Genomic DNA, 22,501 nt, shown 5'->3' with positions numbered 1-22,501 from the left:
CCTTCCAGTAAGATACGCAAAAATATCTTACAACAGTTTTTTCTAACTGATTTTCAGGGCTTCGTGTTACACGGTTTAGGCGGGCAAGATCCGTTTAATGATGCGGAGTTTGTGGGAATAACGTTTGGTGTCGCGGTTGTAGATGCCGTGGTGGTCCAGTTGGTCTATGCGCACTTCGCCGGAGGCATGGATGATCTTCTGGTCTTCCAGCACCAGGCCCACATGAATGATTCGGCCTTCGTCATTGTCAAAGAAAGCGACATCGCCGGGGCGGGTCTGGCTCACAAAATGCACCTCCTGCCCGTGTTCCACCTGCTGGTAGGCGTCACGCCGAAGTTGGTAGCCGCACACGCTGTACACCTGCTGCACAAACCCCGAGCAGTCAATCCCGAAGATGGATTTACCGCCCCATAGGTAGGGCGCCCGCAAAAACTGTACGGCTATCTTTTGCAGGAAATTCTCGCGGTACGGCATGGAAGGGTTTGAGGCCCGGCCGTTGTAGAGAAACCGCTCCTCGCCCACGCGTATGCTCATGCCGTCAAAGAAAGGCAAGACGCTGCCAAAGCCGATGGGCGTGACCGTGTTTCCGCAGCTTACGGTTTGCACCAGATCCATGGAACGGGCGTGTTGGGCCTGTCGCCACTCCTGAAAATAAGCGTCTGACACCGGGAAGTGCTGTTTGACATCAATCCACCCTTCGTAGTCATCGGCGGCATTCCGGACCTGAATCCACTTTTCCTGGGTTTGCAGCACCTCATAGCACTCCCCAAACACCAATTGGGTAATCTGCTCGCTTTTATCTGACGGCTCCCGGCGCACCGGCACCAGACTCAATTTACAAATCCCGAAGTTCAAGGTAATAATGAATGAATGAGTGGTTGAGAGAATGAGTGAGTGTAAAAGGTATAGAAAAGAAAGTAGCCTCTTTTCAGAGTCAATTCTTGATTCTTTGTTCTAACATTCTAGGCTATGCGGCTGCATAGCTGCCGTATAGGTGTTATTGCCTGAAGGTTTTGTATAGTATTCCCTATCTTTTTAATCTAACTGCTTTTGGGCCAATCGGATTTGTTTGTTTGAATCATCAAATCCTACTATATGAGCCTTAACTGTTGAACCTACAAGGTTGTATTGCCCTTCCTTATATTTTTCTGGAGTTAAATCCTTCATTAAAATTATCTCTAATAAGGCAAGAAATTCCACTCCTATATTGATGAAATCGCCAAACGGAGCTTTATAGACAACTACCCCTTCAACTTCATCCCCAACATTTAATTTATCTTTTACTTCATTCCAGTTGTCTTCTTCTTTCGTCATTTCTTAATAAACTTGCAGGCAACTTCTTATCTAGTAGCGTTCACGGGCCAGGTCACGTTTTACGTCACGCTCTTTGATGTCTTCGCGTTTGTCAAAGAGTTTCTTTCCTTTGGCCAGGGCGATGTCTACTTTGGCGAAGCCGCGCTCTGAGATGAAAAGCCGGGTAGGAATAATGGTGACGCCTTGCTCCTGGGCCCCCTCCTTCAGCTTCTTCAACTCGCGTTTGTTCAGGAGCAGCTTGCGATCACGGGTGGGTTCGTGGTTGTAGTGGGTACCTTCGGTATATTTGGAGATGGTGACCTGGTGCAGAATCAACTCAGTTCCGTGAAACGTACAGTAACCGTCTGAAAGGTTTACGTTCCCTTCCCTGATGGATTTGATCTCGGTGCCGCGCAGCATGATGCCGGCGGTGTATTTGTCTAGAAACTGGTACTCATAGGAGGCGCGGCGGTTAGAGATATTTACCGTTTTCTGCAGCCTGTCTTTCTCTTTTGATTTCGCCATTTAGTTTCTACTGTTCTTCAAAAGTCGGTGGATCTTCTCTTTTTTCAAAATTTTTTGACCGGTTTGCCCGGTGGCAATCAACCGCTCCCCGGCCTTTACGGCTATGGTGCAGCGTAGTTCGTTCTGGTGCAAGGTCTTGTACGTAGCCTCAATGACCAAATTTTCTCCGGCAAAAGCCGGACTGTGGTGGTCAATGTGGAGCATGGTGCCAATTCCTTCCTCGTCAGCATCCTTCATTTCCAGCACAAACAGCCGCGAGGCCCACTCCATGGCCTGCGCCAGCGCGAAGGTAGAACAGACCGGGTGGACCAAACCGGCCTCAAATCGGGCAAAATCGGCGTCGGTGATTAGTTTGTGAAAATGTTTGGTGTCTCCTTCCTGAAACGGGTTCTGCATATTTGGTTTGTTTAGGAACGAAGATTAAAAATTTCTACGCATATTAGCCTTATCCGTCTCAATATCCTGCCATCCTATGAAAAAGACTTTCCTGGGCCTTTCTCTGCTGCTTCTGGGTTCTACCCTCGCCGGGGCTCAAGCTAAAACCGATAAGTTCCTCTCCCAACTTCTGGAACAGCACCCAGATAAATTCAAATCTCTGCTGGAACAACCCGAGAAGTACAGAATTCAGATTTTGTATACGCAGATTGACCGGGATAAAAACAACGAGCCTTCCTTCAAAACCTACCGGTACCGGGTAAATGCCCAGGAATATTTCAACCCCGCCAGCACGGTGAAATTACCAGCTTCTTTGATGGCGCTGGAGAAAATTAATACGCTCAAAGTGCCAGGCCTCACCAAAGAGACCACCATGCTCACAGACAGTGCCTTTGCCGGGCAATCCAAAGTCTTGCAAGATACTACTTCGGCTAACGGCTTTCCTTCCATTGCCCATTATATTAAGAAAATTCTGGTCACCAGTGACAATGAGGCCTATAACCGGCTGTATGAGTTTATAGGTCAGGAGCCTTTGAACGAAGGACTGAAAGCCAAAGGCTATTCTAGTATCAGGCTGCCTATTAGGTTGGCTACGTTTCTGCCCATAGAGTTAGATCAATACACCAATCCGGTGAGATTTCTGCAAAACGGGAAAGTGGTGTACCAGCAGGGTTTGGTGAAGAGCAGCAAAAGCTACCAGAACCCCACTCCTATTCTCATGGGCAAAGGCAACATGGATAATAACGACAAACTGGTGATGGATCCCCGTGATTTCGCCTTATCTAATACGTTCGCCTTGGAAGACCAGCACCAGATGTTGCGCGCCTTGCTCTTCCCTTCCTCGGTTCCGGCCAAGAACCGGTTTAACCTTACGCCCGAAGATTATCAATTCGTTTACCAATACATGTCGCAGTTGCCTCGGGAAACCGCGCATCCGGCATATGATGAAAAAGAGTACCCCGATACTTTTGTAAAGTACCTGCTCTTTGGTGGCCCAACCCGTACAGAGCGAATTCCGGGAAACATCAGGATTTTCAACAAGATTGGCCAGTCTTACGGCTTCCTGACGGACAATGCTTACGTAGTTGATTTTGAAAACAAGGTCGAATTCATGCTCACCGCCACCGTGCACGTGAACGAAGACGAGATTTACAACGACGGCAAATATGAGTACGACTCCGTAGGCTTTCCTTTTTTGCGGGATCTGGGGCAGGTGGTTTACAACTATGAACTGCAACGCAAAAAGAAGCGTCAGCCAGACCTAAGCCGTTTTAAGCTCGTTTACGACAAACCAGCCCAAAACTAAACTAGAACAAAAGCAAAGGCCCCGCCTGATTCTCATCAGGCGGGGCCTTTGCTTTAAAAAAGTTCTGTTAATGGCTGCCGGTAGAGCTTCCGTCTACGTCGCCGCCGTCTTCTACGCTGGTGTTGCCTCTTCGGCCACTGCCGCCCGTGATAATTCCGGGATTTCCTTCAATGGCATCATTGGGGTTGTCGTTTACATCGGTAGGCAAGGGTAATTTACCAATGGCTTCCGGCACACGGCCTGGCTCAGCTTGGTTGCTTACGTTATCTTGACGGCTATTCAGGTTTATATTTTTCTCGTTGTCCATTTCGGTTCAGTTTAGGTGAATACTCATTTTCTCTAAATACGGGGAAGTCACCAGAACGGATACTCCTTTAAACGGGAAAGCCACCTTACGTAAAAATTTACCGAGGCGTTTTAGCGCGGTTTACTGGAAAACAGGGCTGAAACACATATCACTTCTTGGGAAAACCCAAGCTTGAGAACCCTATGCGAAAGGGAGCGTCTCGCCAATGGCCAACACCTTCAATTCACCGGGAATTTTCCCATTGGCTTCCAGTTGTTTCAACCAGCGCACGGGTTCACTGATGGGTTCATCTGACAGATCAAAGGTGGCGTAGTGCATAGGTACCAAGGTGCCGCCTTTCAGATCTGTGAACGCCTGCACTGCCTCAGCGGGGTTGGTGTGACTGGGTTTCATGATGAACGCCGGATTGTAGGCGCCCACGCCCAGCAGACAGGTATCTATTCTAGGGAACAATTTCTGGATCTCTTTGAAATGCTGGTCATAACCCGAATCGGCTCCGAAGTAGAGGGTGTATTCCGGCGTTTGCAGCATAAAACTACCCCAAAGAATCTGATTATTGTCGGTGAGGCCGCGTTTGTGCCAGTGAAAGGCGGGCAGGTAAAACACCTTCGGCTGATTCTCGCGCAAGGCATATTCCTGGTACCAACCGGCTTCCTGAACAGGCATGTCTGGAATCCAAGCTTGGATCAGGTCCTTCATTTTCAGGGAGGTGAGCACGGTAAAGGCATGGGTTTTACGCAGGGTTTTGAGACTAGCCTTGTCGCAATGGTCAAAATGACCATGCGAAAGCAGCACGTAATCAATGTGCGGCAGCTCGCTGGGCTTTAGTGGGAAAGGTACTTTTCGCTTCAGCATGGAGACGCCGTAGAATAGCGGGTCCGTTAAGAAGGTGATTCCGCCTAAACGGATGAAAAACGTGGCATGTCCCAGCCATACCAATCCGTCCTGCTTGCTGCTGAGAAACTCCTTTGGGTTAAGGGCCGGGGGTAGCCATGTATCGTTCTTCTTCTCTTCGCGCTGCGGGTTAGTCGTCAGTTTCCACTTTAGCGCCAACAACATAGACTGGTTGCCCTGCTTAAATTCGTTCAGAAAGCGTCTGCCTTGTATTGGGTTTCCCTTCCAGTTAGGGCGAATGATGGGGAGATCTGGATTGATTAGAAAGCTATCTGCCATACTTACTATATACGCACTAAGTGTCCTTAGTAGAAGTTAAAGACTTACTGAAGTTGAAGTGTCTACCGGGGAAGGTACGATATTTTCGGCATTCAGATACCCTCCGTAGAAAGCACATTTAATATGACTGGCCTATTGGTTTTCAGGCTATAATCCCTAAATTATAATCAAAATACCTTACCCATACTTACCAACAAAATTCTAACCACATGAAAAAAATCTACAAATTGCTACTATTCTTCTGCGCTTTCTGCTGCATGGAAGAGTTGGCAGCCCAGAACCGGCAAATAACCGGAAGGGTAGTCTCTGCTTCAGACGGTACACCGGTGATTGGGGCCAGTGTGGTGGTGAAAGGCACTACCAATGGCACCAACACAGACGCCTCGGGCAATTACACGGTGTCGGCCCCGTCTAACGCCACCACCTTGGTGGTCTCCTTTATTGGATTCACGTCGCAGGATGTTCCCATTAGCGGCAGAACCTCTATCACGGTTTCTTTGCAGCCAGACGTGTTGCAGTTGAATGAAGTGGTGGTTACCGCCTTCGGCCGGGAGCAGGAAAAAAGGACCCTGGGCTACTCAGTGCAGGAAGTAGGCGCAGCACAGATTGAACAGACCCAAAACCCCAACGTGGTGAATGCCTTGCAGGGGCGCGTGGCCGGGGTGCAGGTGCTGGGCACTGGTGGCTCGCCGGGGGCGGGTTCCCGCATTCAGATCAGGGGAATCAATTCGCTGAACCCGGGTGCCAACAACCAGCCGTTGTTTGTGATAGACGGAATTCCGGTGAGCAATGAAACCATTTCGGGCAACCAGTTACCTAGCGCCGGTTCCAACGCGCTGAACAGTGCCGAGCAGTTTGCTTTTACCAACCGTGCCGCGGACATTAATCCGGAAGATGTGGAAAGCATGACGGTATTGAAAGGAGCTGCGGCCACGGCGCTTTACGGCATCAGGGCGGCTAATGGAGCCATCATCATCACTACCAAAAAAGGGAAAGCCGGAGCCACTTCGGTTACTTTTAGCTCCAATTATGGAATTGACAACATAAACAAAGTACCTGAAATCCAGACCCGCTACCGAGAAGGACTGGGCGGCCGGCTTCGCTGGACGGCCACGGGTGCGCCCAACCGTTTCCAGACCTTTGGTCCCCCGGTAACCGATGATCCGGTGTATAACAACATGGAACGCTTCTTCCAGACAGGGAGCCGTTTTGACAACAATCTCAGCATTTCCGGCGGAAATGAGAAAGCCACGTTCCATACGTCGGTTTCCCACTTCAACCAGGAAGGCATAGCGCCTAACTCAGATTGGGCGCGCTCTACGGTAAAACTGGGCGGAAACATCAACTTCTCCCCTAAATTCTCCGTCAACGGAACCATCAGTTACAGCCAGTCGGGCGGAAGCAAGGCCGCTTCCGGTGACAAAGGAATTCTCTCGGCGCTCACCTATCACACCACTACGTTTGACGTCAACGACTACCTCAACCCAGACGGAACCATGAAAGTGTATTCCCCGGGGGTGATTGACAACCCCAGGTATCTGGCAGAGAACAGCACGTTAGACGATGATGTGAACCGGGTCATTGGGAACGTGGGCCTTAACTATGATTTCACGCCGTGGTTACGTTTCAGCTACAAAATTGGAGCAGACGTGTACAGCGACAACCGCCAACGGCTGGTACCCGGCCCTATTTTCCAGGGAGCGCCCACGCTGGACATTGCCGCGGGCACCGGAGGATTTATCATTGAAGAACGGGTGAACTACCGCGAGGTGACCTCAAACGCTTTCTTAACGGCAGAACATGACTTCACAGAAGACCTGCATGCCTCTGTCATGATTGGTAACAGCGTAGAAAGCCAATATTCAGACATTCTGAACACCCGCGGCGAGCGTTTTACCGTGCCTTTGTTCTACCATCTTTCCAACACCTCCAACATCTTCACCAGCAACGGGATAAGTGAAAGACGCGTCATTGGGGCTTTCTTTGACGCGAGGGTTGATTACAAAAACCTGCTTTTCTTAAGCGTAACCGGCCGTAACGACTGGACCTCCACCTTGCCTGAAAACAACCGTTCCTTCTTCTACCCTTCGGTGAGCACCAGCTTTGTATTCTCTGAGTTGCTGGGTTTGTCTGAAAACGCCTTCTTCAACTATGGCAAAGTTAGGGCATCCATAGCCGGAGTGGGAAAAGACACGCAGCCTTACCGGGTGGGCACCTATTTTGGTTCTGCCAGCGGTTTTCCCTTCGGGAACCGGAACGGGTTTGTGGTGAGTACCACGCAGGGAGATCCTGAGTTAAAGCCAGAAAGAACCACTTCCATTGAATTTGGTACCGAGTTGCAGTTCTTCCAAGGAAGGTTAGGCATAGACGCCACGTACTACCGTTCCAACAGCTTTGACCAGATTCTGGCCATCCCTACCAGCGTTACCTCGGGTATTACCAACTACACCAGCAACGCCGGAGAAATCCAGAACAAAGGCGTTGAGTTACTTATCTCGGGAACTCCCCTTAAAACGAATGCTTTCACCTGGGACGTGGTGCTGAACTGGTCGCAGAACCGCAGCGAAGTCATTTCCATCCATGAAGCCGTAAATGAAATCACCTTTCAGGATGACCGCATTGTAAACAGATTAGTAGTCGGCGGTTCAGCCGGTGATTTATATGGTCGCGTTTTTCAGCGTGATGACCAAGGCAGACTCATCATTGGCACCAATGGTTTCCCTATCCTGAGTCCGGCTTCTCCCTTAGTTAAAGTTGGCAACGCTCTTCCAGACTGGCAGGGAGGTATCACCAACACTATCACTTGGAAAGGCATCAGCCTGTCGGCTTTGCTGGAAGTTCGCCAGGGCGGAGATGTATATGACGTGAGTATGCGTAACCGCATCCGGAACGGAATTGACATCAGAACGGAGAACCGCTACCAGCAGCTTATCTTCAACGGGGTAAACGCCAACGGAGAACCCAACACCATTCCGGTAGTACTGGATGAAAACTTCTACCGCAACAGCGGCAGCTACAATGATGCGGCAGATGTTCTCTTACAGGACGCTTCCTGGGTACGCCTGAGAAATGCCCAACTGGCGTATAGCCTTCCCCTAAGCCTGGTTGGGAAAACACCGTTCAAGAGCGTTCGGGTGAGCCTGACCGGCAATAACCTGTTCCTGATTACTCCTTTTGAAGGATTTGACCCAGAAACACCTACCTATGGCTCGGGCAGCAATGCTTTGGGATACACAGGCTATGGCATTCCGGCAGTTAGAAGCTACACCTTTGGTTTGAACATCACCCTTTAATTTACCAGACATGTTACAATTCACTAGACGATATATTTCCCTGGGATTACTAGCCTTGCTGCCGCTGGCAGGCTGTGATGGGTTCCTGGATATCAATGAAGACCCCAACCGGGCGGCGGCCGTCAGTTCAGATGCCCTGCTCTCCCCTATACAGGCGTCTACTGCCATTGCCCATTACAATCTTGGGCTTTACACCAGTTTGTTTGCGCAACAATTGGCCGCCTATACATCGGGCCCTCAGCAACTTGACCGTCACATTGACGCCCGCATCAACGTAGCCTGGAACACCATTTACCTCAACAACCTCAACAACGCCGATGTGCTGGTAAGACAGGCCTCGGCCGAAGGTTCCTCCCATTATGTAGGTATCACCAAGGTACTACAAGCCTTGAACTTAGGCCTGCTCACCGATACCTGGGGAGCTGTCCCTTACTCCCAAGCTTTTCAGGGCCCGCTGGAGCTGACGCCGGCGTATGATGAACAGGAACAGATTTACACCACCATCCATACTTTGCTGGACGAGGCATTGGTAGAGTTGCAAAAAACTACCTCTACCGTGAGGCCCGGGGCCGATGACCTGATTTACGCCGGTAACATTAGCCGTTGGATCAAAGCCGCCAATGCGCTGAAGGCCCGCTATACCATACACCTGGTAGAGAAACAGGGAACCGCTGCCGCTACAGCAGCCCTCGGCTTTGTGGCCAAGGCGTTCACCAGTAATGCCGAAGACCTGCAGGTAACCTTCAATGAGCGCAATTTAAACCCTTGGAACAGCGGAATAGCCATTGGTACCACTACCGGTAACTTTATTGTGGCTCCTTCGCAAACGTTGATCAACCTTATGAATGGTACCGCCTACTCTGGACTGGTAGACCCGCGTTTACCGTTCATGGCCGACAAAGGAACCAGTACCGCCAACTACCTAGGGTACAGAAACGGAGCTGGCTCCGGGGGCAATACCAACCTGACCGCCAATACCTTTTATGCCAAGGCGTCTGCCCCGGTGCTGATGGTCACCTACAGTGAAATGAAATTCATTGAGGCCGAAGCCCGGTTTATTGCCAATGGCGGTACGCGCACTTCCACCGGCAGCACCGCTGAGGCGTACCAGGCCTATCTGGCCGGTATCAGAGCCCACATGGAAAAATTAGGCGTAGCTGCAGGAGACATTACCGCCTATCTCAGCAACCCCAGAGTGGCCGTTGGAGCAAACAACCTCACCCTGGGGCTGATCATGAAAGAGAAACTCATTGCCCTTTACCTCAACCCGGAAGCGTGGGTAGATGTACGGAGGTACGATTATTCCTCTGCCATCTACCCCACCATGGAGTTGCCAGCCGAACACAATCCTGCTTTGAACGGACAGTTCATCAGAAGGGTCCTTTACCCCGAAACCGAAGCCTCCCGCAATGCCGAGGAAGTGTCTAAAGTGACTAAGGGGATTGCCGAAAAAATGTGGTGGGATCAATAATCTTCAAAAGGAAAACAACATGAAAAAAATAGCTTTATATACCTGCCTGCTGGCCTTCGGAAGTTTCTCCCTGACCGCCTGCTATGATGAACCAGATTTCATCAAGGATAACACCACGCCTACCGGAGTGGGAAGTGTGCCGGTGAGCGCAAACGAGTTGATGGACTTGTCTACCAACACGGCCATTACTACCGCCAACAACGCTACTACCCGCCAATACGCCGCCGGTACCCAGATACGGTACGAATTGCAGTTCTTCTCAGAGTCGCCGGTGAAGGAGATTAACGTGTACCAGACCGTGGGCACCGGTGCCCGTACCAAGGTAACCACGTACCCGTACACGCCCGCTTTCTCCAAAACGGACCGCACCGATACGCTGGTGGTTTCCTACACCGTGCCGCAAGCCCCGGCCGGCACCAACGTCAGAATTGAAACCGAAATCCTCAACCAGAACTCCCTCAGCCTGATCAGAACCTTATGGATTAGACTGCGGTCATAAGAATTGACCTCTTATAAAACAGAAAGGGCTTCCGAAGTAGGAAGCCCTTTCTGTTTTTAGCCTGTTTTCAGAGAAAAGGCCCCGAAACAATTTTTCGTAAACCTTCAGTATTCCAGGGTTAGTTTCTGAAAACCAGCATTGAAACGTACGGTTAATGGAAGAACAAATACGCCAGCGTGATGGCCGCAATAACCCCAAACAAATCGGCGATTAAGCCGCAAACCAGGGCGTAGCGGGTTTTGCGCACACCTACTGACCCGAAGTACACGGCTAGAATATAGAACGTGGTCTCGGTAGACCCCTGAATGGTGGAGGCTACCCGGGCCACAAAAGAATCGGCACCGTAGGTTTGCATGGCTTCCACCATCAGGCCCCGGGCTCCGCTTCCGCTTAGGGGCTTCATGAACGCTACCGGTAAAGCAGGCACAAAATCGGTGTTCATGCCCAGGAAGGCGAAGAACTGCCCAATGCCGTTCACAATGATATCCAGCGCGCCAGATACCCGGAATACGCCTACCGCCACCAGAATAGCCACCAGGTACGGAATAATAGTGATAGCCACGGAGAAACCTTCCTTCGCCCCTTCAATAAAAGCTTCATAGACATTCACCTTCCGGATGAGCGCCAAACCGATAAAGGAGACGATGATGGTAAAGAGAATGACATTGCTGGCCACCGTGGAGATTGTGCCAATCTGCTCTTGGGAAATGGTGGAGAAATAATAGATAAGGGCAGCGATTAACAGAATTAGGGTACCCAGATAGGCAAAGATTACCTTGTCAAATAAGTTGATGCGCTGGTAAATAGCTACCGAGATCAACCCCGCCAACGTAGAAAAGAAAGTAGCCAGCAGAATGGGAATGAAAATATCCGAAGGATCGGCAGCGCCCATCTGCGCCCGGAACACCATGATGCTGATGGGAATGATTGTGAGGCCCGAGGCGTTGAGCACCAGAAACATAATTTGGGCATTGGATGCCGTTTCCTTCTCGGGGTTGAGTTCCTGCATTTCTTTCATGGCCTTCAAACCCAGTGGCGTGGCGGCATTGTCCAGCCCCAGCATGTTGGCCGAAAAGTTCATGAGAATAGAACCGAATACCGGGTGGTTTTTAGGAATCTCGGGGAAAAGACGGTTAAAAAAGGGCCCCACCGCCCTGGCGAACAACGCAATGATACCGCCACGCTCTCCCACTTTCATGAGGCCCAGCCAGAGCGTCATGACCCCGGTTAAACCCAAGGAAATCTCAAAGCCGGTTTTGGCATTGTCAAACGTGCTGGCCACCAGCTTCTGGAAAATTTCTACATCTTGGAAAACGATGAGCTTGAAGAGCGCTATGCAGAAGGCAATGATGAAAAACGCCGCCCACAAATAATTTAAAACCATGCGTGAGTATTGAGAGAATGAATGATTGAGAGAATGAGTGAATGGTTGGGGTTGTGTCATCAACCTTCGGTTTGCTTGTTCTTGGCCGGTGAATAGACACAACGTGATGGAAAGATACACAGCCCAACTAAAAAAACCGCTACTCTATAGTTAGACCAGCGGTTTTTCTCGTTTGTGGGTTGATTCTCTGCCAGATTGAGAGAGCATGGTAACTCCCTTACACTCCCATTCTCTCAATCTCTCAATGATTATTTACTATAGTCTTTCCACGCCCAGGCCAGGTTTGTCGTTGGGGCGCATGATGCCGTTCTCCAGGATAAACCCACCGGATACTACATCGCGGGCCAGGTCCAGGCTGCCGTCCAGGTCAATGTAGCGGGTGTTGGGGCAGGAAAAAGCGGCGTGCAAGGCCGCGGTGATGCTGATGATGCTTTCATCGTTACAGCCCCACATCAAATCTATACCGGCCTGCTGGGCGATGGTGCCAATCTGTTTGGCGGCAAACACACCACCGCATTTCATGAGCTTGATGTTGTAAATACCGCAGGCGCGGGGCGACTGAGCCAACTGAAAAGCATCTCCCGGAGAGAGCAGGGACTCATCGGCGGCTACCAGGTCTTTCACCGCATCTGGCAATTCGCGCAAGTCATCTATCATGGGCGCGGGAAGCGGCTGCTCAATCAGTTCAATATCCAGGGGCTGGGCCTGGGTGCAGAAGGTAGCCAGGTCATAGCTGGTCCAGCCTTGGTTCGCATCTATGCGCATGGTAATGTTGTTGCCGTGCGCTTCGCGGAGTTTCACCAGGCGCTCCAAATCCTGCGCTACCGTTTCGCCTACCTTTACTTTGAGGTGCGTAAAACCACGGCCCACGTATTCTTCGGCCTCGGCCAACGTTTCTTCCACAGACTTAATCCCAATGGTGATGGACGTTGGCAAAGAATCTATCCGCTGGCCTAGAAAAGACACCAACGGCACGCCTAAGTACTTGCTGAACACATCATGCAGGGCAATGTCGAGCGCCGCGCGGGCGGCGGGGTTGCGGGGCAGGCGCAAGGGCAACTCGGCGCAAAGCAACTGGAAACTGCGGATGTCCTGGCCTATGAGCCATTCTAGGTTCTCGGGCTGAAGCACGGCCAGGGTTTCCGCGAGCTTCTCTCCTACTACTTCGGTGCTGGGGTTTCCGGCTCCCAGGCCAGTCAATCCATTTTCGGTAATGATCTCCACCAGCACATTCTCTACCGTAGAAACGGTTTTGAAAGCAATGGTGTACGGGCGGGTCAGTTCCAGATTCGTTTTCCAGACGTTGATTTCCTTTATCTTCATACGGCGGTACTTTCTTTCTCCAGCACTTGCTTTACCAGGTCAATGATTCGGTCAACTCCGTCTTCCAACGGAAGAACCACGGGCAGTCCTAACTCTTCCTGGTATTGTTTCTGGTAGGCACGGGCTTGCTCCAGCGTGAGGCCGGCGGTATTTAAGGTAAGCGCCAGCACTTTGGCCCCGTACAGTTCTATTAATTGAATTTCGGTGGAGACCGGCGGAATCTTGAAGCCGAGTTCCTCATTGTCATCAAAGTACACGCGGGAGGGCGCATGTTGCAGCACCACGTATTTCACCTGACCAGACACCAGATATTCAGACCCGCAGGGGCCGCTGGGGTTCCGCAGTGCCGCCTGGCCTTCCACGAAAAAGACATCGGGTTGGTGTTCTTCATAACTAGACAGAATGGCGTGCTCCAGTTCGCCAGACACGAAGTCATTGTAGGTAGAATCCAGAATGAAGCCTTTGCCGCGGCCCTGCATCCAACCGGTCTGTCCCGTGAAAATCATCTGGGCTTTCAGTCCGGCAGCTTCGGCGGCCTGGGTGAGCAGGCGCGTGGTGGTGCGTTTTCCCATGCGTACATCGGTGCCCAGAACGGCTATGCGCGGGGCCGGAATGTCTTTGATTTTGCCGGTCCAGAAATGCAGTTCGCTTTTTGGTTTGGGTTTGCGCACATCAATCAATTCAACCACGTGTTCCTGTGCCAAAGCCGCTAATTCCGGCATATCGCTCAGGTACTCGTGCAGGCCGCTCACAATGCTCATCCCCTGTCGGATGGCCTCTGAAATGGTCTCTTTCATGCTAGCCGGTAGCTTTCCACCCTTTGGGGCGATGCCTACCAGGCAGTACTGCGCCTTTTCAGGGCTGTTTTCCAGGAATTCGGCTAAATCTGAATAAACCGGTATGTTGCGGTTTTTCCCGTCTACTACTTCCCCGGCGTCTTGCCCGGCCGAAACGGCATCTATAACGCCTATGATTCTAAAACGTTCGGTACCTCTAATGAGGCCGTGCGCAGTTTTGGCCGGATACTGGTTCAGTAATCCGTTGGTGAGGATAATGGCATTTCCGTCCATTGTTTGTTTGTGTTTGAAAGATGATGAATGATGCGTGCATTCGTTTAGCGGCCGTTTTCTTCAAAACAGCCGCTAAACAAAAGGGTGACTATAAAACCAACCCGTGGAAGAGCGCGGGTTTTTCTTTGCTCAGGTCATAGACGAACCCATTCACAATTGCGAAGCGTACCTGACCATCAGGCGTTTGGAGCGTAAAGTTGGCACCCTTGCCCAAGCCCAACGCATGGTTGGCGCTACCAGATTTGGAGATCACATTCAACGGCAGATTCACGGGGTTAAAACCGCGGGGGATGCGCTCCAACCTTACGGTGGTATAGCCCGCTTGCAGTAATTCCTTCGTACGCTCAGGGGTTAAGGCCTCCACGTTCGCCAGCGGCATTTTATAAACTTTTCCCGGCGTGAGGATGAGTTCATCGCCGTTGAGTTCTTCGTAGCCGTTGAAGACGCTCATGTCGCCTATTTCCTCAACCGTGCTGCGGTGGTAGAAACCCTGCGGGGTGTTGGCGGTGGCTTCGTTCCGGTTAATCCCGATGTCCAGTAACGTGTTCCGGCCTTTCTCTTGGTAGCGGACTTTCCGGAGCACCAGGTCAAACAGATAACGCTCATTCTCTGGAATCTTGAAGTAGTCTTTGGTGGTATAGTCCTTGTAGCCTTCCTGGCCAATCAACTGCAAGGCCGCCAGAATAGCCGCAAAGTTCACCTGCCGGATGTACTGCTTCTCGGGGTCGCCCTGGTACCCGCCAGATTCAATTAAAATCAGACTGGTGCCCCATTTCTGGATGTTATCGCCGAAGGCTCTGGGCTCATGCTCGTCTGAATACTTAGCCACCTGCCCTGGTAAAAACTGCTGAATGCTTTCGTTCATGCCCACAATGGTACGCATGGCCCGTTCCCGCACCTCGTTCACGCTTTGAGCGTAGTTGTAGGCGGGCGCCAAAAAGGAAATGGTTGCCGGGCGGCCGGTGGTGCCCACGGTATACAGCCGGCTTTGGTCATGCAAATTAAACCCGAACGAAGGATCAATGCTGTCGCGAAGGCTTTTGAGCAGACGCGCCTCAGGGCTCTGGAGCCGAAGGGCATCGCGGTTCAAGTCAATTTCCAAGGCGTTTCTGCGGGTGAACTTCTCGGCCCCGTCTGGGTTGAGCATGGGCACAAAATAGAGCGTGTTGTTTTCTAGTATCTCCTGACGAATAGGATTCAGGTCATCTGACGCTTTCAGAAAGTTGAAGATGTCCAACAGCGCCATGGTGGCAGTAGACTCATCGCCGTGCATCTGCGACCAAAGCATGACCTTGTTTTTGCCGTTGCCTGCTTTGATGAGGTAAATGTCGCGCTGCTCCACCGATTTGCCCACCACCTGCACCTGAAACAACGGATTTTGGCGAAGTTTTTCTAAAATCGGCACCAAATCTTTGTGCTTGAACCGGCGGGTAGAGATGCTGGCTTCTTTAAACCGGGCGTGTTGGTCAAATACTTGCCGCGCCATTTTGGAAACAGGGCTGGTCTGGCACTGGGCACTCAGAAGTGTCATGAAAGAAAAAATGAAAATAAGGAGTTTTCGCATGGAACCACGGCTTTTAAGTGGTGCACCTTAGTCCCGCCGGGCACGAGTTCCCCCTCTGTTAGCGGCCAAGGCTGTTCAGGGCGTCAATGTACCTATGAAATCTGTGTTACGGAAAAGATTTTAGCAGAATTTGATTACAGCAGCGTTCATGCAACAGTTAAGGAATTTGCTAGTTAGTAGTGAGAGATAAGCAAAAAATCAACATTAGTCACCACAAAGCCGTAACTTACTGAAATGAAAACCTTCACAATTAACTTACCAGAATCTGTAGATATCACACAGAAAGAGGCCACCATGGTCCTGGCTGCCCAGCTCTACGAAATGGGTAAACTGTCTCTAGGGCAAGCCGCAGACCTTGCCGGATATTCTAAAAGAACTTTTATGGAGTTATTGGGTGAATACGGTGTCTCCGTGTTCAATTATCCTGCAGACGACTTGGATAACGATATTCAGAATGCCAGAAATTATCATAGCTGATACAAGTTGCCTGATAATTTTAGACAAAGTAGGCGAAACAGAACTGCTCAGGACCCTTTATGGGGAAATAAGCATTACTTCTACCATTGCAGACGAATTTGGGAAAGCATTACCTGATTGGATTAGAATCAAAGATGCTACAAATAAAACTTACGCGAATCTGCTACAAACCTCTGTTGACAGAGGTGAGGCAAGCGCAATAGCGTTAGCCATAGAGTTAAAGGATTGCCTCCTGATTCTGGATGACTACAAAGCAAGAAAATTGGCCGCTAGCTTAGAGTTGAGATTCACCGGAACCTTTGGCATACTGGTAGAAGCTAAACTGAAAGGGAATTTAGCTTCTATTAGACCTATACTTGAAAAGATAAAGCAAACAGACTTCCGGCTTTCTCCCGAACTTGAAAGGAAAATTTTTGACAGAGCGGGAGAATAAAAAATTTAGCCTTGCTATCTTCCTACAAACCATTTGCTTTGGTGCAGGCTTGAATCATAGAGAAAAGCAATGCAGCCGTTTCCCGACAGATTCCACCAAAACAAGCCTGAAACAACTCCCAGCCTTTACACCTTCAGCCGTGGGTCTGGGCTGGCGTATTGGGTGGTGAAATCGCCGGCCAGGTACTGGTAATGGGCGGCCATGGCAATCATGGCGGCGTTGTCTGTGCAGTATTCAAAGGCGGGCAAGTACACATTCCAACCGTATTTCTGGGCATATTCCTGCAAAGTAGCCCGTAAACCGGAGTTGGCCGAAACGCCGCCGGCAATGGCAATTTCTTTGATGTTCTGCTCTTTGGCGGCCAGCACCAGCTTCTTCATGAGTGTTTGAATCAAAGCCCACTGGATGCTGGCGCAGATATCTGGCAGGTTGTTCTGCACGAAATCCGGCTCTGCGGCGGTGTTCTTCTTCACGAAGTTGAGGATAGAGGTTTTGATGCCGCTGAAGGAGAAATCGTAGCCGTCCATGTTCACGATGGGGAAAGCAAACCGGTTTGGGTTTCCGGTGGCGGCCAGTTTGTCCAGCATGGGTCCGCCGGGATACGGCAGGCCCAGGAGTTTGGCCGATTTATCAAAAGCTTCGCCCACGGCGTCATCGGTTGTTTGGCCCAGTACTTCCATGTCCAGGTGGCTGCGCACGAGCACAATCTGGGTGTGGCCGCCGCTCACGGTGAGGCAGAGGAACGGTAAGTGGGGTTGGGGATCATCAATGAAATGGGCCAGAATGTGGGCCTGCATGTGGTTCACTTCAATGAGCGGCAGATTTAGCCCCAACGCGAAGGATTTGGCGAACGAACAGCCTACCAGTAAGGCACCTAAAAGTCCGGGGCCGCGGGTAAAAGCCACCGCATCTAATTGGCTTTTTGCTATATTTGCTCTTTGAAGCGCCTGCGAAACCACCGGAATGATGTTCTGCTGGTGGGCCCGCGAGGCTAACTCTGGCACCACGCCGCCGTATTGCTCATGGATTGCCTGCGTGGCTACAATGTTGGACAACACGCGGCCGTTTTGAATGACAGAAGCCGATGTTTCATCACAAGACGATTCTATTGCTAAAATTGTAGGGTTCATATTCCGTTGGAGACGCACGACCAAGAAGAGACGCAAGAAAAAAAGAAAAACTACCCGCAAGTTATAGCAAAAGCTCTGTTAAAAATAATTCTGGGCGTGCTAATACTGGTGGTTTTGCTGGTGGGTGGCCTCACCCTGGCCCTACGTTTTCCGGCCGTTCAGACCAAAGTAGCCCAAAAAGCCGCGAGCATTCTATCTGAAACCATTCACCACCAGGTCACCATTGGCCGGGTAGACATTGCGTTCTTTAAGAGCGTGGTGCTCACCAACGTGCGGGTGCTGGACCGCCAGAAAAAGACGCTTTTCTACATCGGCGAAGCCGATGCCGATATCAGTTTCTTCCAACTTTTCAAAGCTGACCAGTGGCGTATTCCCTGGTTCGGGGACCGGGAAATTTCTGTTCCTACGGTTAAATTCAAGCCAGACCGGCTGCACATTGCTTCCCTGGCCCTTACGAAACCTGAGGCCAACCTGATCCAGTACAAAGGGGCAGACACCCTGAACATGAGCACGTTCATCAGGGCGCTGTCTAACCTGATCACCAAAGATACCACCAAGGCGAAAACTCCCTTCGATTTTAAAATTGACGAGATTGTTCTCAAAGACGGGCATTTCCGTTACCAGAATTACAACAAGCCGCTGGCGGAGTACGGGTTCGATTACCAGCACATGGACCTGGAACAGATTAACGGCCGTTTTTCGGAAATCAGCTTCAAAGGAGACACCATCCAGACGGTGGTCACCAGCCTCACCACCATTGACAAACGGTCACAGACCTATTTAAAGGACCTGGACACGCGCATGACCTTCGCTCCTACTTTCTGGGAATGGGACAAATTGAACCTGCGCGTGAACGACAGCCATCTGGCCAACTATGTGCGCTTTGATTACCGGGTCTTCTGGAATTTCAAGGAGTTCAATGACAGCATGAACGTGACGGCCAGCTTTGACAGCACCTACGTCACCTCAGATGATATTGCCCTTTTTGCCCCGGTTTTGAAAGACTGGAACGAAAAGGTACTGCTCTCCGGCAAGGTGAAGGGCAAGGTCAACAATTTCAGGGCGCAGGAAATTGACGTACGCTACGGGCAGTACACCCATATTACCGGCGATATTTCGGCCGATGGCCTACCCAATTTCAAGAACACCTTCGCTGATTTGCACCTGGGGCCAAGTAGCATCAACGCCCGGGACATTAAGAAATTTCTGCCGAAGAACGCTTATGACATGGCTGCCCGGGCCGGAACGGTAAAGCTGGAGGGTGAGTTCACCGGCTTCTACAATGACTTTGTAGCCAACGGCGCTTTCCAGAGTGCGCTGGGAAACGTGGTGTCTGACATCAACCTGAAGTTCGATAAAAATAACATTGACCGCTCAGCGTACCGAGGTTACTTGAATACCAGTGGCTTTGACGTGGGTGGCTTGATAGACGACCGAAGTGTCATTAAAAGAGTGGCTATCAACGGAAAAGTGCAGGGCAGCGGCTTCAGCCTGGCTTCGGCCCGCCTGAACGTAGATGCCACCATCAAAGCCATTGACATTAACAACTACAATTACCGTAACATTGTAGTTAACGCAGACCTCAGCCGCCAGACCTTTAACGGTGATCTCAGCATCAATGACCCTCACCTCAAGATGTCGGCGGCGGGGCAGATTAATCTGCAGAACAACCGCCAGGTATTTGACCTGAAAACCAACATACGAACTGCTGACCTGCGGGCCCTAGGGTTTACCAAACAAGGCATTGTCCTTTCCACCACTGCAGATGTAGATTTCACAGGCATTAAACTGGATGAGATTGCCGGGCTCGCGCAATTCAAGAACACCACCCTAGCCTATGACGGCCGAAAAGTAGCCATTGATTCCTTAACAGTAGAGTCGCATTTTCATGACGGCATACGGGAACTGCACGTAGGTTCTGAGGTGCTGGCCTTGCAGGCGGGCGGCAATTTCCTGTATTCCGCCTTCTTCCGGGACCTGCAGACGCTGTATGAAGAGTACCGCCTGAACCTGGAGAACGACCCGATCAAAATTGCAAACTACTACCGCCGTAAATCATCTGCCCCGCCCGCCGATTATGAAGTAGACCTGGATGTGCACCTGCGGGACATTAACCCGGTGCTGCACGCGTTTGCCCCGGCCATTTCCGTCTCCAACTTCTCTACCCTGGAAGGCACTTTTAGAAGCGGGCCCACCACCATGCTCTCCCTCATTAGCCAGATAGACACCCTGCTGTACGGCAAAAACGAGTTCTACCGCAACAACGTTGAGATAACGTCTTCCAAGCTTTGGAACACGCCAGACGTGCTGGCCAACGCCATTATTACTTCTGAGCGTCAGAAATTGGGCAATGCTGGTGACACCGAGCAATTGTACGTGGAAGGCGTCTGGAACGAGCGGCTCATCAGTTTTTCCAGCAACATAGCCCAGACCGGCACCACCAACCGCGCCAACATCAGCGGGAACGTTTCCTTTGAGCAGGACCAGATTCAGGTGGTCTTTAACCGTTCCAACATCAATGTGCTGGATAAAGTCTGGACCATTTCGCCCAACAACACCATTGTGATTGATGGCGGGGCCGTCCGGTTTGAAAACGTCACCTTGTCCTACGGGCCGCAGAGCGTGAACATTTTCGGGGTCCTTTCCAGAAATCCGCAGGATTTGCTCACCGTGAACCTTTCCAACTTCCGGCTAGAGAACCTGAACCCGCTGTTACCAGACAAGATTGACGGCCGCCTGAACGCCGAACTGCAACTGCGCGACCTCTACAATGAGGTGCACCTGTCCTCTACCCTGGCGGTAGACACGTTTATGCTGGGGAATCAGTTAATCGGTAATGTGGCGGGCACCACTAACTGGGATAACCGTTTCCGGCGGATGAACGTGGACCTGGGCATCAGCCGAGACAGCAAAAAAGTATTGTCGCTCACCGGCACGTATAACCCCAGCGGCGGCAAAGAGGAACTGGATTTGCTGGCCGTGCTGGATGATGCCCAACTCAAGATTGTGGAACCGGTGCTGAAAACCATCATGTCTGACCTGGGCGGCACCATGGATGGGCGCGTACGCATTTCGGGCCGTTTATCGGGTCCTATCCTGAAAGGCTCCGTAATGGTCACGGAGGGTTCCTTTGTGTTCAATTACCTTAACACGAGGTACACGTTCTCTGACCGGGTTTTCTTCTCAGAGAATGACATCTCTTTCCAAAATGTGCGCATCCGGGATATTTACAACAACACGGCCATTCTCAACGGCGGTATTTTCCATGATGGGTTCCAGAACATGGTGCTGGATTTACGCGCCCGGTTCAATAAGTTCATGGTCCTGAACACCACCCGCGCCGACAACCCCTTGTACTACGGAACCGCTTTCGCCACCGGCGAAGTAACGGCACTGGGCTCTACCTCCAACCTGCAAGTGAACATTTCGGCTAGAAGCGAGAACAACACCACCATTGCTATCCCGCTGGACAATGCCACCTCGCTGGAACGGCAGAACTTTATTTCTTTCGTAAACAATAACCCCGCCAAGCAAGACAGTGCCCAGACCACTACCCCACTGGTGAAGAAAGGGGTTGACCTCAGCGGCATTCGCCTGAACTTTGACCTGGACGTGAATGAGAACGCCTACATTGAATTGATTTTTGACGAGCGCACTGGCGATATTATCAGAGGAAAAGGCCGAGGAAACATCAGGATGGTGATTGATACGCGGGGCGAATTTGCCATGTACGGGAACTACGAGATTGTGCAGGGACGCTACAATTTCACTATGCTGGGCCTCATCAACAAAGAATTCAACGTGCGCCCCGGCGGCACCATCACCTGGAACGGCGACCCGCTGGAAGGCCTCATGAAAATCACGGCCACGTACACGCAACGGGTTTCATTGGCTCCTATCTTAGCCGATTTAAGTGAACAGCAGCAGCAGTCGGCGGCGGCCCGCTCGCGCTATCCGGTAACGGCGGTGATGGACCTGGACGGGCCGGTCACCACACCTCAAATCAGGCTGAACCTGGAATTCAATGACACGCCCAGTCTGCTGGAAGACCAGATTACCCGCTACCTGAACAACATCCGGAACGATGAACAGGAACTGAACCGCCAGGTCTTCTCCCTGCTCGCGTTCAAACGCTTATCGGCGCAGGACGAGTTACAGGTGGGCTTGGGTGTGGGCGATTTGGGCAGCAGCGTAGGCGAATTGTTCTCCAACCAGCTCAGCTATTGGCTCTCGCAAATTGACACCAACCTGGAAGTGGACATTGGGGTAAGCGGCTACGGAAACCAGGTGCTGGACGATGTGCAGTTGCGCCTAAGCTATACCTTCTTAGAAGGCCGCCTGAAAGTAACCCGCGAAGGCAGCGTGAACAACAACCGCATTGGCAACAACCGCTCCACCGCCGCGGGCGACTGGTCTGTGGAGTATTACCTGACCGCCAGCGGCCAGCTACGGCTACGCGCCACCTATGAAACCACGCCCCGTGACTTTGAAGCCAACGCCACGGCCAGCCGCCAAACCGTAAGTATTCTGCACCAGGCCAACTTTGACACCTTCGGGGAGTTGTTCCGGCGCAGAAGACTAAGCAAACGCGCCCAACGCGCCGCCGAAAGAGAGCGCATGCTCCGGTTAGAAGACGACGCTCCTACACCTATTCAGGAGCTTTAACTTCATTTACCGGCTGTTTTAGCTAAAATAGCTTAGGAACTGTATACTGGAAAGTAGAGGCAATTCAAACGTACCAAAGTAGCCTCCACCTACACTGAAAAGTATTTTCACCATTTGCCGTTCACCAACCACTTCTACGCCGTTCAGTTTCAG

18 protein-coding genes are annotated in these 22,501 nt (G+C 51.2%); 7 read left to right on the top strand and 11 right to left on the bottom strand.

Going from position 1 to position 22,501, the window contains the following annotated elements; genetic code table 11:
- Window positions 1–75 precede the first annotated feature (75 nt).
- From ACY0JR_RS07445 to ACY0JR_RS07430, 4 genes are all read right to left on the bottom strand, one after another.
- Window positions 76–855: a C40 family peptidase gene (locus tag ACY0JR_RS07445; protein ID WP_462633315.1), complete on the bottom strand. Its 780-nt coding sequence runs from the start codon at window positions 853–855 to the stop codon at window positions 76–78.
- A gap of 180 nt (window positions 856–1,035) precedes the next feature.
- On the bottom strand, window positions 1,036–1,314 hold the full coding sequence (locus ACY0JR_RS07440) for a S1 RNA-binding domain-containing protein (protein WP_462633314.1): 279 nt from the start codon (window positions 1,312–1,314) through the stop codon (window positions 1,036–1,038).
- Window positions 1,315–1,344: 30 nt separating this feature from the next.
- Window positions 1,345–1,818 carry an SsrA-binding protein SmpB gene (gene smpB / locus ACY0JR_RS07435; protein ID WP_462633313.1) on the bottom strand — a complete coding sequence of 158 codons (474 nt, stop codon included), beginning with the start codon at window positions 1,816–1,818 and terminating at the stop codon, window positions 1,345–1,347.
- Complete coding sequence (locus tag ACY0JR_RS07430; RefSeq protein WP_462633312.1) at window positions 1,819–2,214, bottom strand: thioesterase family protein; 396 nt, start codon at window positions 2,212–2,214, stop codon at window positions 1,819–1,821.
- Between the two features lie 76 nt (window positions 2,215–2,290).
- On the opposite strand from ACY0JR_RS07430, the gene ACY0JR_RS07425 reads away from it, so the two are divergent.
- A complete protein-coding gene (locus tag ACY0JR_RS07425) occupies window positions 2,291–3,559 on the top strand; it encodes a serine hydrolase (RefSeq protein ID WP_462633311.1) in 1,269 nt (422 codons plus the stop codon).
- 67 nt (window positions 3,560–3,626) lie between these two features.
- On the opposite strand, the gene ACY0JR_RS07420 is transcribed toward ACY0JR_RS07425, so the two are convergent.
- The gene (locus ACY0JR_RS07420) at window positions 3,627–3,866 is read right to left on the bottom strand and encodes a hypothetical protein (RefSeq protein WP_462633310.1); all 240 of its coding nucleotides are present in this window, start codon (window positions 3,864–3,866) and stop codon (window positions 3,627–3,629) included.
- 180 nt (window positions 3,867–4,046) lie between these two features.
- On the bottom strand, window positions 4,047–5,039 hold the full coding sequence (locus ACY0JR_RS07415) for an MBL fold metallo-hydrolase (protein ID WP_462633309.1): 993 nt from the start codon (window positions 5,037–5,039) through the stop codon (window positions 4,047–4,049).
- A 209-nt stretch (window positions 5,040–5,248) separates the two neighbouring features.
- Between ACY0JR_RS07415 and ACY0JR_RS07410 the strand changes: the two genes are divergently transcribed.
- Genes ACY0JR_RS07410 through ACY0JR_RS07400 form a run of 3 tightly spaced genes read left to right on the top strand, consistent with a single transcriptional unit; the run spans window position 5,249 to window position 10,302 of the window.
- Window positions 5,249–8,332, top strand: a complete 3,084-nt coding sequence (locus tag ACY0JR_RS07410; RefSeq protein ID WP_462633308.1) for a SusC/RagA family TonB-linked outer membrane protein — start codon at window positions 5,249–5,251, stop codon at window positions 8,330–8,332.
- Between the two features lie 10 nt (window positions 8,333–8,342).
- Window positions 8,343–9,803 (top strand): SusD/RagB family nutrient-binding outer membrane lipoprotein, encoded by a 1,461-nt coding sequence (locus tag ACY0JR_RS07405; protein WP_462633307.1) that lies wholly within the window; start codon window positions 8,343–8,345, stop codon window positions 9,801–9,803.
- A gap of 19 nt (window positions 9,804–9,822) precedes the next feature.
- Window positions 9,823–10,302, top strand: coding sequence for a hypothetical protein (locus ACY0JR_RS07400; RefSeq protein ID WP_462633306.1), 480 nt, complete (start codon window positions 9,823–9,825; stop codon window positions 10,300–10,302).
- 151 nt (window positions 10,303–10,453) lie between these two features.
- On the opposite strand, the gene ACY0JR_RS07395 is transcribed toward ACY0JR_RS07400, so the two are convergent.
- The 4 genes from ACY0JR_RS07395 to ACY0JR_RS07380 form a co-directional block, all read right to left on the bottom strand.
- Entirely contained in the window at window positions 10,454–11,686 is a 1,233-nt protein-coding gene (locus ACY0JR_RS07395; RefSeq protein ID WP_462633305.1) for a nucleoside recognition domain-containing protein, read from the bottom strand.
- Window positions 11,687–11,941: 255 nt separating this feature from the next.
- Window positions 11,942–13,009 (bottom strand): mandelate racemase/muconate lactonizing enzyme family protein, encoded by a 1,068-nt coding sequence (locus ACY0JR_RS07390; RefSeq protein ID WP_462633304.1) that lies wholly within the window; start codon window positions 13,007–13,009, stop codon window positions 11,942–11,944.
- A complete protein-coding gene (locus ACY0JR_RS07385; RefSeq protein WP_462633303.1) occupies window positions 13,006–14,079 on the bottom strand; it encodes a DUF1611 domain-containing protein in 1,074 nt (357 codons plus the stop codon). Before ACY0JR_RS07385 ends, ACY0JR_RS07390 begins: the two co-directional genes overlap by 4 nt.
- 88 nt (window positions 14,080–14,167) lie before the next feature.
- Entirely contained in the window at window positions 14,168–15,643 is a 1,476-nt protein-coding gene (locus ACY0JR_RS07380) for a M14 family metallopeptidase (RefSeq protein WP_462633302.1), read from the bottom strand.
- Between the two features lie 234 nt (window positions 15,644–15,877).
- Between ACY0JR_RS07380 and ACY0JR_RS07375 the strand changes: the two genes are divergently transcribed.
- Together ACY0JR_RS07375 and ACY0JR_RS07370 are read left to right on the top strand one after the other, a co-directional pair.
- Window positions 15,878–16,120, top strand: a complete 243-nt coding sequence (locus ACY0JR_RS07375; protein WP_462633301.1) for a UPF0175 family protein — start codon at window positions 15,878–15,880, stop codon at window positions 16,118–16,120.
- Window positions 16,098–16,553: a PIN domain-containing protein gene (locus tag ACY0JR_RS07370; protein WP_462633300.1), complete on the top strand. Its 456-nt coding sequence runs from the start codon at window positions 16,098–16,100 to the stop codon at window positions 16,551–16,553. Before ACY0JR_RS07375 ends, ACY0JR_RS07370 begins: the two co-directional genes overlap by 23 nt.
- A gap of 125 nt (window positions 16,554–16,678) precedes the next feature.
- On the opposite strand, the gene tsaD is transcribed toward ACY0JR_RS07370, so the two are convergent.
- Complete coding sequence (gene tsaD, locus ACY0JR_RS07365; protein WP_462633299.1) at window positions 16,679–17,683, bottom strand: tRNA (adenosine(37)-N6)-threonylcarbamoyltransferase complex transferase subunit TsaD; 1,005 nt, start codon at window positions 17,681–17,683, stop codon at window positions 16,679–16,681.
- Window positions 17,684–17,779: 96 nt separating this feature from the next.
- Here tsaD and ACY0JR_RS07360 point away from each other — a divergent pair, with 96 nt between their 5' ends.
- Window positions 17,780–22,348, top strand: a complete 4,569-nt coding sequence (locus ACY0JR_RS07360) for a translocation/assembly module TamB domain-containing protein (RefSeq protein ID WP_462633298.1) — start codon at window positions 17,780–17,782, stop codon at window positions 22,346–22,348.
- Window positions 22,349–22,501 lie beyond the last annotated feature (153 nt).

This window comes from Rufibacter sp. JT3400010 (assembly GCF_054956755.1).
The sequence above is the reverse complement of the archived record's forward strand: the minus strand, read 5'-3'. Positions and strand labels throughout refer to the sequence as shown.

What these genes read in the sequence shown, in the direction of transcription:
- ACY0JR_RS07440 (WP_462633314.1), bottom strand. Translation starts at nt 1,314, where the DNA reads ATGACGAAAGAAGAAGACAACTGGAATGAAGTAAAAGATAAATTAAAT.
- smpB (WP_462633313.1), bottom strand. Translation starts at nt 1,818, where the DNA reads ATGGCGAAATCAAAAGAGAAAGACAGGCTGCAGAAAACGGTAAATATC.
- ACY0JR_RS07430 (WP_462633312.1), bottom strand. Translation starts at nt 2,214, where the DNA reads ATGCAGAACCCGTTTCAGGAAGGAGACACCAAACATTTTCACAAACTA.
- ACY0JR_RS07425 (WP_462633311.1), top strand. Translation starts at nt 2,291, where the DNA reads ATGAAAAAGACTTTCCTGGGCCTTTCTCTGCTGCTTCTGGGTTCTACC.
- ACY0JR_RS07420 (WP_462633310.1), bottom strand. Translation starts at nt 3,866, where the DNA reads ATGGACAACGAGAAAAATATAAACCTGAATAGCCGTCAAGATAACGTA.
- ACY0JR_RS07415 (WP_462633309.1), bottom strand. Translation starts at nt 5,039, where the DNA reads ATGGCAGATAGCTTTCTAATCAATCCAGATCTCCCCATCATTCGCCCT.
- ACY0JR_RS07410 (WP_462633308.1), top strand. Translation starts at nt 5,249, where the DNA reads ATGAAAAAAATCTACAAATTGCTACTATTCTTCTGCGCTTTCTGCTGC.
- ACY0JR_RS07405 (WP_462633307.1), top strand. Translation starts at nt 8,343, where the DNA reads ATGTTACAATTCACTAGACGATATATTTCCCTGGGATTACTAGCCTTG.
- ACY0JR_RS07400 (WP_462633306.1), top strand. Translation starts at nt 9,823, where the DNA reads ATGAAAAAAATAGCTTTATATACCTGCCTGCTGGCCTTCGGAAGTTTC.
- ACY0JR_RS07395 (WP_462633305.1), bottom strand. Translation starts at nt 11,686, where the DNA reads ATGGTTTTAAATTATTTGTGGGCGGCGTTTTTCATCATTGCCTTCTGC.
- ACY0JR_RS07390 (WP_462633304.1), bottom strand. Translation starts at nt 13,009, where the DNA reads ATGAAGATAAAGGAAATCAACGTCTGGAAAACGAATCTGGAACTGACC.
- ACY0JR_RS07385 (WP_462633303.1), bottom strand. Translation starts at nt 14,079, where the DNA reads ATGGACGGAAATGCCATTATCCTCACCAACGGATTACTGAACCAGTAT.
- ACY0JR_RS07380 (WP_462633302.1), bottom strand. Translation starts at nt 15,643, where the DNA reads ATGCGAAAACTCCTTATTTTCATTTTTTCTTTCATGACACTTCTGAGT.
- ACY0JR_RS07375 (WP_462633301.1), top strand. Translation starts at nt 15,878, where the DNA reads ATGAAAACCTTCACAATTAACTTACCAGAATCTGTAGATATCACACAG.
- ACY0JR_RS07370 (WP_462633300.1), top strand. Translation starts at nt 16,098, where the DNA reads ATGCCAGAAATTATCATAGCTGATACAAGTTGCCTGATAATTTTAGAC.
- tsaD (WP_462633299.1), bottom strand. Translation starts at nt 17,683, where the DNA reads ATGAACCCTACAATTTTAGCAATAGAATCGTCTTGTGATGAAACATCG.